Raw genomic sequence first — 15872 nt, 5'->3', positions numbered from 1 at the left:
ATAAATAAAATAAAAATATCAAAGCTGGCATCTTCTGTATGATGCCGGCTTTTGATGTATCGTTAACCGGGCCTAATCTAAAACCTATCGTCTTAAATAAAATCTAATCAAAATCTATAAATGAGATGAAAAGTAATTGCAATTATTTTCTAATTTTTTAGTTATTTTATGTCTTTTTTAATTGCCCGTAATCTTCGTTGTCATCCGTTGGATATTGATGTATAATGAAATAAAAAACCACATTATATAGTATTTTGACGAAACTTGGTTACCTTTATTTTTAACATATTTTACGGAGGCAACCTATATGAAAAAATTCGTATCCATAAGCTTGGTGTTTATTTTTATTATCTTGCTAACCGGCTGCGGAAAAGCGGACAATTACTACAGAAACGGGATAAAAAGCTTTTTTGAAAAAAATTATGAAGAAGCAGCCAAAAACTTCGCTGCAGCCATAATAGAAAATCCGAACAGGGCAGAATACTATATCGGTTATGGCATGGCCCTTGTCGGATTGTCACAGTATGATGAAGCACTAAGGCAATTTGACCGGGTTATAATGGATAAGAAAATAGAAATGGTTTTGGAAAACAATAAGAGGGCTTTTAGAGGGAAAGGAGTAGCATATTACTATATGCAGGATTATGAGAAAGCTTTGGAGCAGTTTGAACAAGCCCTGGAATTAAAAGTATTAGCCGGTATGGATTTGGATATATTGTACTATAAGGGAAAGACCCTTTCTAATATAGGAAATTACGATGATGCAGCTAAAACTTATAGTGAGATAATAGAAAGATTCGGAGAAGATGCGCAGATACTTGCGGACAGGGCTTATACATATCAGAAAATCGGAGAATACGAAAAAAGCCTGGAAGATTATAATAAGGCGATAAATTTACAGAAGAATAAATATGATTATTATTTTGGGAAATATTATTTACTTAGAGAGATGAACAGGGATGAAGAAGCCATCCGGGTTTTAAATGAGGCGGAGGAGATTGAAGTAAAAACCAAGGCCGATAAATTCAACATGGCAAAAATTCATTTTTATCAAGGGTTATACGACCAGGCTTTTGCCGAACTTAGCGAAAGTTTTGCCAACGGTTTTGTGGAAGCGTACTTTTATATAGGTGAAATCTACAGCCGGAAAAAAGATTATTCCACCGCAAAATACTATTATGAAAAATACATGGAAGAGGGAGGAAGCCCCTCTCCCCGGATATATAACCAGATAGCATCCTGCCTGATTAAATTAGGCGAATATGAGCAGGCGGCTTCTTACCTTGAAAAGGGCATGGCATATGCCGACTATGACATTAAGAAAGCCCTGCTTAAAAATCAAATTGTGGCTTACGAGAATATGGGCGATTTTGATAATGCTTTGTATATGTTGGAAACTTATACTGCTTTGTATCCATCGGATGAAGAGGCAAAAAGCGAGCTTGTATTTTTAAGATCGAGACAATCTGTTAATTAATATTACAGTAAAAATTATTGATTTAAGAGGTAGATATGGCAAAGTTTTATGAATTCGGACAGCAGGAGGAAAGTTTTATATTGATTGGAGTGGCTCTTGCGGATAATGATGACGATATCAAAGAATCTTTGGAAGAATTAAAAGAACTTACGGAAACTGCCGGAGCCACAGCAGTGGGCATGGTTATACAAAACAGGGAAAAAATACATCCCACCACTTATATAGGTAAAGGTAAAATAGAAGAGGTAAGGCAGTTGATTACCGAAACCGGTGCTACCGGAGTAATATGTGACGATGAGCTAACTCCGGCACAGCTTAGGAATCTGGAAGATGCTTTGCAGACCAAGGTTTTGGACCGAACCGTGCTTATATTGGACATATTTGCAAAAAGGGCTTCAACCAAAGAAGGCAAGATTCAGGTTGAAATGGCCCAGCTTAAATTTAATGCCACCAGGCTCGTAGGTATAGGAAACTCCTTGTCAAGGCTGGGTGGAGGCATCGGTACAAGAGGTCCCGGTGAGAAGAAGCTGGAAACAGATCGGCGCCTTATAAGGGAGCGGATAGCTCAGCTTAAACGCGAATTGGAAGACCTGAAGAAAAACAGGGAAGTTGCAAGGAACCTGCGGAGCAAAAGCAATATTCCCGTCATTTCCATAGTAGGCTATACCAATGCAGGTAAGTCAACCTTATTAAATCATCTTACTAATGCGGGAGTATTGGAGGAAGATAAGCTCTTTGCCACTTTGGATCCGACAACCAGAAGTTTTACGATGGACAGCGGGCAGCAGGTATTGTTTACCGATACCGTAGGTTTTATACGTAAACTTCCCCACCACCTTATAGATGCCTTCCGAAGTACCCTGGAGGAAGCCAAATATGCCGATATAATCCTTCATGTTGTGGACAGTGTTAATCCCAATGCCTATAAGCAGATGCATATCGTATATGAAACTCTTTCTAGTCTGGGTATAAAGGACAAACCTATAATTACGGCATTTAACAAACAGGACCTTTTGGAAGATGATATCACCCTGAAGGATTTTAAGGCCGATTATACAGTTAAAATTTCAGCAAAAAACGGTACCGGAATAGATAAGCTGCTGGAAATAATCGAAAAGATTTTGATGGAGCAAAAAGCCCTGATTGAAGAGACAATTCCTTATAACGAAGCGGGAAAACTTCAGACTATCCGAAAATACGGCCGGGTATTGGAAGAAGAATATAAAGAAAACGGTATTTATATCAAGGCATATATATCAAAAGATAAGTATTATAAGATATAGGAAAAAACTATTATGTGCACTAGATATAGTGGAAAGTGGTATGCTTCTACATATATCTAGTGTACTTTTATATTGACTTAATGAATTAATTTTGATAATATGGATATTGAGATGTGAATCAGATATATTTTCTGATTAAAGATACGGGAAGGGAGACTGTTACATATGATTGAAGTTATTAAAAGAGACGGGCAGATTGTAGAATTTAATCTGCAAAAAATAAGTGCCGCAATAACCAAGGCATTTAAGGCAACCGAAAAAATTTATGACGATGACATAATAAGTTTACTCTCATTAAGGGTAACGGCAGATTTTCAGAGTAAGATAAAGGATAACAAAATTCATGTAGAAGATATTCAGGACAGCGTTGAGCATGTTCTTGAGCAATCCGGTTATACCGATGTTGCCAAGGCATACATACTGTATCGTAAAAACAGAGAAAAAATCCGTAACATGAAATCTACAATCCTCGATTATAAAGAAACTATTAACAGCTACATTAAAGAAGAGGATTGGAGAGTTAAGGAAAACTCTACCGTAACCTATTCTGTAGGCGGATTAATTTTACATAACTCAGGCAAGATAACGGCTAATTATTGGTTATCAGAAATTTATGACGAAGAAATTGCAAATGCTCACAGAAACGCTGATATTCATATACATGATTTGTCAATGCTGACAGGATATTGCGCAGGATGGTCGTTGAAACAGCTCATTCAGGAAGGATTAGGCGGAATTCCGGGCAAGATTACCTCGTCCCCCGCAAGCCATTTATCTACTTTATGTAATCAAATGGTTAACTTCCTCGGAATTATGCAAAACGAATGGGCAGGAGCACAGGCGTTTTCTTCCTTTGACACCTATTTGGCTCCCTTCGTAAAGGTAGATAATCTCTCATACAAAGAAGTTAAGCAATGTATACAGTCCTTTGTATATGGCGTAAACACTCCGAGCCGCTGGGGAACACAGGCTCCGTTCTCCAATATTACTCTTGACTGGACAGTGCCTGATGACCTGGCTGAACTTAATTGTATCGTTGGCGGCAAGGAGATGGACTTTAAATATAAAGACTGCAAAAAAGAAATGGATATGATAAATAAGGCATTCATCGAGATAATGATTGAAGGTGATGCCAACGGAAGAGGATTCCAGTATCCGATACCTACATATTCAATAACCAGAGATTTTGATTGGTCGGATACAGAAAATAACCGTCTGTTGTTTGAAATGACGGCTAAATACGGAACACCTTATTTCTCAAACTATATAAACAGTGACATGAAGCCCAGTGACATCCGTTCCATGTGCTGCAGGCTGCGTCTTGATCTTCGTGAACTTCGCAAAAAGACCGGCGGATACTTCGGCTCCGGTGAAAGCACAGGCTCCATAGGCGTTGTTACAATCAATATGCCGAGAATTGCATATCTGTCTGCAGACGAAGATGAATTCTTCGAACGTTTGGACAGAATGATGGATATAGCTGCCCGTTCACTGAAGGTTAAAAGAGATGTAATTACCAAGCTTTTGAATGAAGGCCTTTATCCATATACAAAACGTTATCTTGGCACCTTTGATAACCATTTTTCGACTATTGGCCTTGTAGGCATGAACGAAGCAGGATTAAACGCAAAGTGGCTGCGTAAGGATATGACTCATCCCGAAACCGTAGAATTTACAAAGAAAGTGCTTAACCATATGAGGGACCGTCTGTCCGATTATCAGGAACAATACGGAGATTTATACAACCTGGAGGCAACACCTGCCGAATCTACAAGTTTCCGTCTTGCTAAACATGATAAAGAAAGATATCCTGATATTATTACAGCAGGCAAACCGGGAGATACACCTTATTATACAAACAGCTCCCACCTGCCCGTAGGATATACCGAGGATATATTTGAAGCCCTTGACATACAGGACGAGCTTCAGACCCTTTATACATCCGGAACTGTATTCCATGCCTTCCTTGGCGAAAAACTTTCCGACTGGCAGGCAGCAGCCAAATTGGTAAGAACCATTGCGGAAAACTATAGGCTGCCTTACTATACCTTGTCTCCGACATATTCAATATGCAGAACTCACGGGTATCTGACCGGAGAACACTTTACATGTCCTGAGTGCGGAGAGCCTGCTGAAGTATACAGCCGTATTACCGGTTATTATCGTCCGGTTCAGAACTGGAATGAGGGCAAGGTTCAGGAGTATAAAAACAGAAAGCTTTATGATATAGAGAGATCCAGAACTATGCCTGTAAGTGAGGGTACAAGAAGTGTTAGCCAGTTGGAGCTTGCTTCACAAACATCATCCGAATCTGATGACGGCTTGTATTTGTTTACCACTAAGACTTGCCCTAATTGCAAGCTCGCCAAAGAATACTTAAGTGGTATTTCCTATACGGTTATAGATGCGGAGGAAAATCCCGATCTTGCAAGGAAGTTTAATATTCTTCAGGCTCCTACTTTGCTGGAAATCAGAAACGGACAGGTAATGAAATATGTTAATGCATCAAATATTAAAAAATTTGTTGAGGATCAACTGGTAAGATTGTAAACAGATTATAAAATAATCACAAAGGATGCGTTGCATAACTAACTTTAGTTAGGATGCATGCATCCTTTTTTTGTTGTAGTAAAATGTTAAATAATAATGTTTAAAGCTGCTTTTTCCAAACACATATCCAAATAAATTAAAATGCTTGCCTACTTAAAATATGTGATGTACAATAAAATAGATTTAAAAGAGCCGGGGAGGTACATATATGAGTTTAGCTGACCAAATTTTTATAAATATGTGTAAGGATATTTTAGAGAATGGAACCAGTACCGAAGGAGAAAAGGTAAGGCCGAAATGGGAGGACGGCTCCTATGCCTATACCATTAAAAAGTTTGGGGTCGTAAACAGGTACGATTTGTCAAAGGAATTTCCGGCACTGACTTTAAGAAAATTGGCTTTTAAAAGCTGTATAGACGAACTTTTATGGATATGGCAGAAAAAATCCAACAACATTAAAGATTTAAACAGCCATATATGGGATAGCTGGGCTGACGAAAACGGTTCGATAGGAAAGGCTTACGGCTATCAGATGGGTGTTAAGCATAAATATAAAGAAGGATACATGGATCAGGTGGATCGGGTCATATATGAGCTTAAGAATAATCCTTTCAGCAGAAGAATTATTACCAATATGTATGTTCATCAGGACCTGCATGAGATGAACCTTTATCCGTGTGCATACAGCATGACATTTAACGTTACCAACAAACCGGGCAGTGACAAGTTGGTACTGAATGCTATTTTAAACCAGAGATCCAATGATATTCTAACGGCAAACAATTGGAATGTTTGCCAGTATGCGGTATTAGTTCATATGCTGGCTCAGGTCTGCGGCTATGAAGTGGGAGAATTGGTCCACGTTATTGCAGATGCACATATATATGACAGGCATATTCCTATTGTAAAAGAGCTGATAACCCGTCCTACATATGATGCTCCTGAATTTTATATGAATCCTGATGTTAAGGATTTTTATGATTTTAAGGTTGAAGATTTTGAACTTAGAAATTATAAATACGGACCTAAAGTTGATATTCCGGTAGCTGTATAAAAACTGACATTGAAAGGTGAGAGCTATGAATCTTATAGTGGCGGTAGATAAAAACTGGGCTATTGGTTATAAAAACAACCTTTTGGTACGTATACCAGCCGATCAGCGTTTCTTCCGCAGTAAAACAATAAACAAAGCTATAATAATGGGAAGAAAGACCTTGGAAAGTTTTCCGCAAGGGAAGCCTTTAGAAGACCGTTTGAACGTGGTAATAACCACTAAGCGTGATTATAAGGTAAACGGTGCCGTAATTGTCAACAGCATTGAAGAAGCACTAAATGCGGTTAAAGATTACAAATCGGATGATGTGTATGTAATAGGCGGGGAAAGTATTTACCGGCAGATGCTTCCCTTATGCGATGTGGCATATGTAACCAAAATTGATTATTCTTATATTGCCGATACGTATTTCCCGAATTTGGACAAGATGGATGACTGGATTTTAACAGAAGAATCGGATGAACAGACATATCATGATTTAATTTATACTTTTTGCAGGTATGAGAGAAAGAAAAGCCAGGATAAAAATTAAATCATACGGCCGGTCATTAAGTTTTATATGACCGGTCCAATATTGATATATTATTAAATTATGTGTATCTTAAACCATATTAATTTTTAGCCATAATATGGCAAATATTTTATATTCTTAATGCTTTAGCGCTTTAAACCTATACAACGGCACTTTGAAAAACATCACTGGGCAAATATTTAAATTAAATTTTTATAAAATGTATTGATACATTTTAATTATGTAATATATTTATATCTTAATATATATGGTTTTTATTAAAGATATAATGTACATTAATTTATAATAAGATATTACGCTTAACCCTATTGCCGAAATTAGTGATATGGTTTTGTAATCTATTAAATTAACGGATAAATTTTATGAAAGAAGGTTGAAAAAATGTTAGACATCAAAATTACAAAAACTACTGCACCTAAAAAGCTGCCCGATAAAGATGATCCGTTAACCTTCGGGACAATTTTTACGGACCATATGTTTATGATGGACTATAAAGAGGGAATCGGCTGGTATGATGCCAGGATAATTCCTTATCAGCCCATAAGCCTGGAGCCGTCGGCCATGGTATTTCATTACGGGCAGGAAATGTTTGAAGGCCTTAAGGCTTATAAGGCTAAAGACGGAAGAATACTTTTGTTCCGACCGGATATGAACGCCAAAAGAACCAACAGAAGCTGCAGAAGACTTTGCATACCTGAAATACCTGAAGAAGACTTTATACAAGCTATAAAAGAGCTGGTAAAAATAGATAGCGCCTGGGTTCCTACAAGGGAGGGCACATCTTTATATATAAGGCCTTTTATAATCGCAACCGATCCCTTTCTTGGAGTAAGGCCGTCAAAGACTTACAAGTTTATCATAATCCTGTCTCCTGTCGGGGCATATTATCCTGAGGGAATAAATCCGGTTAAGATCTGGATCGAGGATGATTATGTAAGAGCGGTAAAAGGCGGTATCGGAGAAGCTAAGGCAGGAGGAAACTATGTGGCATCATTAAAGGCTCAGATAAAAGCCCATGATGAGGGCTATTCTCAGGTTTTGTGGCTGGACGGAGTACACAGAAAGTATGTGGAAGAAGTCGGATCAATGAACATATTCTTTAAGATAGACGGAGTTGTCGTTACACCTGAACTTAGCGGAAGCATCCTGCCTGGTGTAACCAGGGATTCGGTAATTACCTTATGTAAAAGTTGGGGATATAAAGTAGAAGAAAGGCTTATTTCAATAGATGAAATATACGAAGCCTATCAAAAGGGAAAGCTGGAAGAGGTTTTCGGTACCGGTACTGCAGCTGTAATATCCCCTGTGGGACAACTCAGATGGAAAGATCATATTATGAGGATAGGTGACGGAAATACAGGGCCTTTAAGCCGCAAACTTTACGATAGTTTAACGGGAATTCAGCTTGGCAAGCTTAAAGATATCTTTAACTGGACAGTGGTAGTCGAATAACTGTTGCATACCGTCCGATTATGTATTAATATTGAATATATATTATAAATAATATAAAGGAAGGTACAGGTGTTACGATGAACGAGCTGTATGCAGAAGCAGTTGTTAAAAGAAAAGATACCTTTGCTACCATAGGACTTAGGGTATTGATGATAATCGGTTCTTTAGCAGGTTTTTTCCTGATAGTGGCCGGAAATATGTTGAGTTTTTTAGGTATAGCAATTCTGGTTGCAGTATTTTATTTTTATCCTAAATTAAGTGTGGAGTATGAATACGTCTTTGTAGACGGACAATTGGATTTTGACAAAATAAGCGGAAAATCAAGGCGTAAAACTATGCTTCGCATAGATTTTGAGCAGGTAGAAATAATGGCTCCGTATAATTCGGCAGCATTGGACAACTATAAGCATCTGCAACTGGAAACCAAAGATTTTTCGTCGCTCAACAAAGACAGCAAGCCCTATGTTATTATTGCCAATGCGGACGGAAAAAAACTTAAGATTCTTTTTGAACCCAGCGAGAAAATGCTTGCCATGATTAAGCAAAAGAGTCCGAGAAAAGTATCAAATTATTAACTTATAACCTGTAGGATTGCCTGCATAAACAGATAAAATTGGAATAATTTGATTGTTTCGATTATTTAAACCAAATTAATAATAAGAAAACACCGCAGTGATTATATCATTACCGGTCGATATGCCGGATAAGACTATTAATCATGGCGGTGTTTTTGCTTTGGGTTAAATATTTGTGTATATACCGGTTTTAATACTTTTTTCATCCCCGATTGATGTTGACAAGGGTAAGATTATTCGTTATACTTTTAAAAATAATTCAGCGCGCAAAGCCCCGTAAAATGCAGAAAAATATGTAAAAGACAATCACTATTTAGAAAAAGAAAGAGAGGAGTTTTTAAAATGGCCCAAATCGTTGGCGAAGGAATAACATTTGATGACGTATTGCTAGTGCCGGCTTATTCGGAGGTATTACCAAACCAGGTGGATCTGACAACTTGGCTGACAAAAAGGATTAAATTAAATATTCCGTTGATGAGTGCCGGAATGGATACGGTTACCGAAAATCGGATGGCTATTGCCATGGCCAGGCAGGGCGGTATCGGTGTAATTCATAAAAATATGTCTATTGAAGAACAAGCCCAGGAAGTAGATAAGGTAAAAAGGTCGGAGCATGGAGTTATTACCGATCCCTTTTACTTATCTCCTGAACATACATTGCATGATGCCAATGAACTGATGGCAAAGTACAGAATTTCCGGTGTTCCGATAACGGTAGGGAGAAAGCTTGTCGGAATTATAACTAACCGTGATTTAAAATTTGAAGAGGATTATTCAAAGAAAATAAAGGAATGCATGACTTCTGAAGGATTAATCACTGCCAAAGAAGGTATTACCTTAGAAGAAGCCAAGCGAATATTAAGAGAAGCCAGAAAAGAGAAACTTCCATTAGTCGACGATGAAGGAAATTTGAAAGGTTTAATTACCATAAAAGACATAGAAAAGCAAATTAAGTATCCAAACTCAGCAAAAGACGATCAGGGAAGGCTGCTGTGTGCTGCAGCGGTAGGTGTTACAAGAGATGTTATGGATCGAGTTGAAGCATTGGTTAATGCTAAAGTGGATGCTGTTGTTATAGATACGGCTCATGGTCATTCTGCCAATGTTATCCGTACGGTAAAGATGATAAGGGACGCTTATCCCGATTTACAGATAATTGCGGGAAATGTTGCAACAGGAGAAGCAACATTGGATTTAATCAAGGCAGGTGTTGATGCAGTTAAGGTCGGAATAGGACCGGGTTCAATCTGTACCACAAGAGTTGTAGCAGGTATCGGTGTTCCACAGATAACGGCTATCATGAACGCTTATGAAGTGGCAAAAGAATACGGAATCCCTATTATAGCCGACGGCGGCATCAAATATTCGGGAGATATTACAAAAGCTCTGGCGGCAGGTGCTAATGTATGCATGATGGGAAGCATATTTGCCGGCTGTGATGAAAGTCCCGGAACATTTGAATTGTATCAGGGAAGAAAATATAAGGTTTACCGCGGTATGGGTTCCATTGCTGCTATGGAAAAAGGAAGTAAAGACCGGTATTTCCAGGCCGATGCAAAGAAACTGGTTCCTGAAGGCGTGGAAGGACGGGTTGCATATAAAGGTACAGTCGAGGATACTGTATTCCAGTTAGTCGGTGGCTTAAGGGCCGGTATGGGTTATTGCGGAGCCAAAGATATAGAAACTCTGCAAAAGACCGGAAGATTTATAAAGATATCCCAAGCTTCCTTAAGAGAGAGCCATCCTCATGATATTCAGATTACCAAAGAAGCACCAAACTATACTGTTGAAGATTAAGGTATAATCCAATATATTGTTGATAACTTTGCTGTAAAATTGTATTAGTGTTGATAACGACCACAGTATATTTGTGGTCGTTTGTTTTTGTAATCCATTTTATTTTATGTCTTTTTGTTTTATAAAAAATCACTTTAATCGGTGTTAAAAAACCTTTTATAATCAAGTCAGTCAGGATATTCAATAAATATTTTCGGGCGGTGTTTTGCGGTTTTTGATATTGAAATAAAAACCTCCTAAGCTGATTGGTATATACACCTGTTGCTTAGGAGGTTTAATATAATACAACATTATTATTTGTAAAGCGTACTGTTTTTATTGCCGAAATGTTGGTTATAAAGACAAGGTTATATCTTTACCGACAGGAACATACTGTCTGTAAGATATTCCGGCGGCATCAAGCATCCGCTTTGATGCCTTAATCGAATCGGTTTCGGCATATTTATCGCTCATATATATTATTTCTTTGATGCCTTTTTGAATTATAGCTTTTGTACATTCATTGCAGGGGAACAGGGTTGTGTATATTTTTGCACCCTTCATATCGGTTCCCGAATAATTTAAAATGGCATTAAGTTCGGCGTGGCATACATAAAAATATTTTGTATCCAGGGGATTTCCTTCCCGATTCCAGGGGAACTCATCATCGGAGCAACCAATTGGCATGCCGTTATAACCGACAGAAAGAATTTTATTATCCATACTAACTATGCAAGCCCCAACACTTGTGCTGGGATCTTTGCTGCGCTCTGCAGATAAGAGAGCAATTCCCATAAAATAAGCATCCCAATTGATGTAATCCTTTCGCTTCATATGCTTTCCTCCCCGTTTTAGCTGGCTGATTTAGGATTTCTTTTTGCCTTTTTGCAGTCAGTATCCCCGGCAATCTGAACTTTTATAATATTGGTGGTTCCCGATACTCCCAAAGGTACTCCCGCGGTCATAACCGCAATTTCACCTTTTTTAATATATCCCGCTTTTTCTACGGCCTGTATCGCATGTTCAAATAATTCAAAAGTATCATGCTCCACTGCCATAAGAAGAGGTGTAACACCCCAAATCAAATTCATCTGCCTCCATATGACCGGATCTGTGGTGCAGCCCATTATGTCACATTGAGGACGATGTCTTGAAATCATTCTGGCGGTTTTTCCGGAAGTGGTTACCGTAATAATCATTTTTGCGTTTAAGGCATGAGCTGTGGTAACCGTTGAACGGGATATAGCATCGGTAATGTCGGGGTTGGAAGGCAGTTCCCGTTGATTGAAGCGTTTAATATAATCTATATCTGCTTCGGTACGTAAAGTTATTTTTACCATAGCTTTCAAGGCTTCAACCGGATAATTTCCGGCGGCCGTTTCACCGGAAAGCATTATGGCACTGGTTCCGTCATATATGGCATTAGCTACGTCGGTTATTTCCGCCCTGGTAGGTCTGGGATTTTTAATCATGGAATCTAACATCTGGGTAGCGGTTATAACCGGTTTTCCGCTATTATATACTTTTTTGATAATCTTTTTTTGCAGGGACGGCAGTTCTTCATAAGGGATTTCTACACCCATATCTCCGCGGGCTATCATTATTCCGTCAGCTGCTTCAATAATCTCGTCAATATTATTTACACCCTGAAGGTTTTCTATCTTGGCAATTATTTTTATGGATGAGTTATGCTTGTTCAGCATTTTGCGGATTTCGCGCACATCATCGGCACTTCTTACAAATGAAGCGGCTATGAAATCAAAACCATGTTCAATGGCAAAAAGGATATCCTCCCGGTCTTTATCGCTTATATAAGGCATGGATAAATGAACCCCGGGAACATTTACACCTTTCTTGTCTGATATAACGCCGTCATTATTAACCCTGCAGACAATATCGGTTGCCGTAACTTCTTCAACAGTCATTTCAATAAGACCGTCATCTATCAGGATCTTAACTCCGGGGTCCACGTCATAGACCAGGCTTGGGTAGGTGATTGAAACCTGATTTTCGTCGCCTTCAACATTTCTGGATGTCAGGGTAAATAATTGTCCTGCTTTTAACTTAACTTTTTTTTCTTTAAAGGTTCCTATTCTTATTTCGGGACCTTTTGTATCCATTAAGGTGGCAACGGGTATGTTCAGTTCTTTGCGATATTTTTCTATTATTCTTAACCGTCTGAGGTGTTCTTCATAATCCGCATGGGAAAAATTAAATCTGGCAACATCCATGCCTTCAAGTATAAGTTGTTTGATAACTTCTTCGTTGTCCGTTGAAGGACCTAAGGTACATATAATTTTTGTCTTTCTCATAGTTTCTCCATTTCTATAATATTCTAATTTTTTATAGTAACGTATAATTTTAATTTATGTTTAATACATATCATACCTGCTGTATGACAGCAGATTGCCTATGTAAAGTTTTGCACCATAGGCAAGTTTATCATAAATTCATAAGATAAGTAAATATAAAAGTTATCTTATGCTTATTTACATACATAGTAATTTTGCTTAGCTAATAATTTTTGTATTTAATTGACTGTATTTTTTAGGCTATTGTTTTATAAAGTTAATTTTAAAGATAAAAGTTTTATAGCTATAATTTTAAGCCCCGAATTTTTCGGTATTTAATTCCCGATCTGCGCTTAAGGCAGAGATAAATAATATACATAATCAGGCTGCCTAATAAGATTATAAAAATAATCAATAAGGCACAGTGCAAAAAGAATGTTGCAGGCAGTATATTGATAACCGGATCGGTTATCGGATCAAAAATCCAGTAATCATTATTAAAAAATATTTTATGAAATATAATGAAGGCAGTATCAAAGTCTATTGCCAGCAACAAGGCAATTATTACAGGCAGCAGACATGATACCAAAGAAGAAACGGCCAGATAGGAAAAATCCCTTTTACGTGATTTATATATTATGATTATCACAGCCGCTATAAGGGTAATAGCTGCGAGGATGTAAAAGAGGGTAAAAATATCTTTTACTTCCTTGAAATGTTGAATACCCGAGGGAGAAGCATCCAAGGTCGGGAAGGATAGGCTGCCCCTGTAAAAAGGAGACGAATAATCAATTAATGCATTATAATTGGCAATTATTTCTTCTTTAGGGTAACCGGAAGTTTCAGGTATTTTAAGCAATTTTACATCCAGGTAGTATAAAGGCCTGAAATTTACGGTAAATACAACCCCTACGGATAATAACAAAAGAAAAAATACCACACCTATCAATAAATCCGTTTTTTTAAATCGTCTTAACCTTAGCATATGGCTTCTCCTTAAATTATTAACATAGGAATTATAGTATACTTTGAAAAGCTTTGCAACTGTATAATTTGGGAGCGCCATATACAGATAAAAACGGATATATAAATTTTGATATAAAAATCCGTTTTAGAGTAGAAATTTATTTTGAACATTGTTTGAACATTAGCAGATATAATAAGATAGATTAGAAATAATAAGTTGTATAATAAAAACAGGTAAGTTAATATCAGTATAGATAAACTATAAAAGGGAGTGTAAGTATGAGAGCTTTGATCAGTGTATCGGATAAAAGCGGAATAGTAGAGTTTGCCGGGGAGCTTAATAAGCTTGGAATTGAAATAATATCAACCGGGGGTACATATAAAAAATTACGGGAAGCAAAGATCCCGGCAGTTGAAGTTTCGGAGATTACCGGTTTTCCCGAATGCTTAGACGGAAGAGTAAAGACTTTGCATCCGGTTATACATGCCGGACTGCTTGCCGTAAGAAGCAATCCTTCTCATATGAAGCAACTGGCAGATCTTAGTATAAAACCTATAGACCTTGTTATTGTAAACCTTTATCCTTTTAAGGAAACCGTCATGAAGGAAGGGGTTACAAGGGAGGAAGCAGTTGAGAATATAGATATCGGAGGGCCGACTATGCTCCGCGCCGCCGCAAAGAATTATCAGGATGTGGCTGTTGTTGTTGATCCTAAGGATTATGATAAGGTTTTGTCGGAACTGAAGGAATACGGTGAAGTTACTCTAGATACCAAGTTTTATTTAATGCAAAAAGTCTTTATGCATACTGCAGCTTATGATACTTTAATTGCTAATTATCTAAGAGAACAAAGAAACGATGATTCCTTCCCTGAAACACTTACACTTACTTTTGAGAAAGTTCAGGATATGAGATATGGAGAAAACCCTCACCAGAAAGCGGCATTCTATCGGGAAACAGGAAAAAGAAAGGGCTCTATTGCAGATGCAATACAGTTAAACGGTAAGGAATTATCATTCAATAATATCAACGATACCAACGGGGCTTTGGAACTCCTGAAAGAATTTACCGAACCTACTGTAGTGGCATGCAAGCACGGTAATCCGTGTGGTGTGGGAAGTGCGGACAACATTTATGACGCATGGAAAAAAGCTTACGAAGCAGACAAGGTTTCGATTTTCGGTGGAATAGTAGTTTTAAACAGGGAATTGACTCGTAATATTGCAGAAGAAATGATGAATATTTTCCTTGAAGTAGTCGTAGCACCTTCTTATGAAGAAGAAGCTCTTAAACTGCTACAAACCAAAAAGAACATCAGGCTTTTGCAGCTTGCAGATATTGAAGTGCCGCAATATGAAAAAGCATATGACCTTAAGAAGGTAAACGGCGGGCTTATTGTACAGACCATAGACAGCAAACTTTTACCGGATGGAGAGCTGAAAGTTGTAACAGACCGGGCACCGTCCGATAAAGAAATGGAAGATCTTCTTTTTGCATGGAGGGTTGTAAAATACGTTAAGTCCAACGGTATTGCCCTTGCAAAGGACAAGCAGACCATAGGTATCGGACCGGGTCAAGTTAACAGAGTTTGGGCTACTAAGCAGTCCATAGAGCATGCGGCTGAATTAATCGGTCCGGATGCCACCAAAGGAGCCGTACTTGCTTCCGATGCATTCTTTCCTTTTGACGATTGTGTGGAAGCAGCGCACAAGGCCGGAATTACGGCAATTATCCAGCCCGGTGGTTCCATAAGAGATGAGGATTCTATAAAGAAATGCAATGAATATAAAATTGCCATGGTATTTACCGGAATGAGGCATTTCAGACACTAAAAAGTGAAAAGAAGGAGCCTTCAATGATCACAAATCCTGGCAGATGTTTATAATATGTCTTGCATAAAAATCTGTATGCCTAT

12 protein-coding genes are annotated in these 15872 nt (G+C 38.0%); 9 read left to right on the top strand and 3 right to left on the bottom strand.

Annotated elements, in window-relative coordinates:
- Positions 1-307: 307 nt before the first annotated feature.
- The 8 genes from HHT355_RS09265 (at position 308) to guaB (ending at position 10720) form a co-directional block, all read left to right on the top strand.
- On the top strand, positions 308-1477 hold the full coding sequence (locus tag HHT355_RS09265; protein WP_103203170.1) for a tetratricopeptide repeat protein: 1170 nt from the start codon (positions 308-310) through the stop codon (positions 1475-1477).
- A 35-nt stretch (positions 1478-1512) separates the two neighbouring features.
- Positions 1513-2760 carry a GTPase HflX gene (gene hflX / locus HHT355_RS09260; protein ID WP_103203169.1) on the top strand — a complete coding sequence of 416 codons (1248 nt, stop codon included), beginning with the start codon at positions 1513-1515 and terminating at the stop codon, positions 2758-2760.
- A 165-nt stretch (positions 2761-2925) separates the two neighbouring features.
- Entirely contained in the window at positions 2926-5310 is a 2385-nt protein-coding gene (locus tag HHT355_RS09255) for a ribonucleoside triphosphate reductase (protein ID WP_103203168.1), read from the top strand.
- A 208-nt stretch (positions 5311-5518) separates the two neighbouring features.
- Entirely contained in the window at positions 5519-6364 is an 846-nt protein-coding gene (gene thyA, locus HHT355_RS09250) for a thymidylate synthase (protein ID WP_103203167.1), read from the top strand.
- 25 nt (positions 6365-6389) lie between these two features.
- Positions 6390-6896, top strand: a complete 507-nt coding sequence (locus HHT355_RS09245; RefSeq protein ID WP_103203166.1) for a dihydrofolate reductase — start codon at positions 6390-6392, stop codon at positions 6894-6896.
- A 381-nt stretch (positions 6897-7277) separates the two neighbouring features.
- Positions 7278-8348, top strand: coding sequence for a branched-chain amino acid aminotransferase (locus HHT355_RS09240; RefSeq protein ID WP_103203165.1), 1071 nt, complete (start codon positions 7278-7280; stop codon positions 8346-8348).
- A 77-nt stretch (positions 8349-8425) separates the two neighbouring features.
- Entirely contained in the window at positions 8426-8923 is a 498-nt protein-coding gene (locus HHT355_RS09235) for a DUF6106 family protein (RefSeq protein WP_103203164.1), read from the top strand.
- 342 nt (positions 8924-9265) lie between these two features.
- Entirely contained in the window at positions 9266-10720 is a 1455-nt protein-coding gene (gene guaB, locus HHT355_RS09230; RefSeq protein WP_103203163.1) for an IMP dehydrogenase, read from the top strand.
- 333 nt (positions 10721-11053) lie between these two features.
- Here the strand turns inward: guaB and HHT355_RS09225 are convergent, their stop codons facing one another.
- The 3 genes from HHT355_RS09225 to HHT355_RS09215 all read right to left on the bottom strand — a co-directional run bounded on the left by HHT355_RS09225 (position 11054) and on the right by HHT355_RS09215 (position 13975).
- Positions 11054-11533, bottom strand: coding sequence for a deoxycytidylate deaminase (locus tag HHT355_RS09225; protein ID WP_103203162.1), 480 nt, complete (start codon positions 11531-11533; stop codon positions 11054-11056).
- Between the two features lie 17 nt (positions 11534-11550).
- Complete coding sequence (gene pyk, locus HHT355_RS09220; RefSeq protein WP_103203161.1) at positions 11551-13011, bottom strand: pyruvate kinase; 1461 nt, start codon at positions 13009-13011, stop codon at positions 11551-11553.
- A gap of 283 nt (positions 13012-13294) precedes the next feature.
- Complete coding sequence (locus HHT355_RS09215; RefSeq protein WP_103203160.1) at positions 13295-13975, bottom strand: TIGR01906 family membrane protein; 681 nt, start codon at positions 13973-13975, stop codon at positions 13295-13297.
- Between the two features lie 260 nt (positions 13976-14235).
- On the opposite strand from HHT355_RS09215, the gene purH reads away from it, so the two are divergent.
- Positions 14236-15789 (top strand): bifunctional phosphoribosylaminoimidazolecarboxamide formyltransferase/IMP cyclohydrolase, encoded by a 1554-nt coding sequence (purH, locus tag HHT355_RS09210; RefSeq protein WP_103203159.1) that lies wholly within the window; start codon positions 14236-14238, stop codon positions 15787-15789.
- Positions 15790-15872 lie beyond the last annotated feature (83 nt).

Origin of the sequence: Herbinix hemicellulosilytica, from assembly GCF_002904165.1 — a bacterium.
Taxonomy (GTDB): domain Bacteria; phylum Bacillota; class Clostridia; order Lachnospirales; family Lachnospiraceae; genus Mobilitalea; species Mobilitalea hemicellulosilytica.
This window is presented reverse-complemented; position numbering and strand designations above follow the sequence as displayed.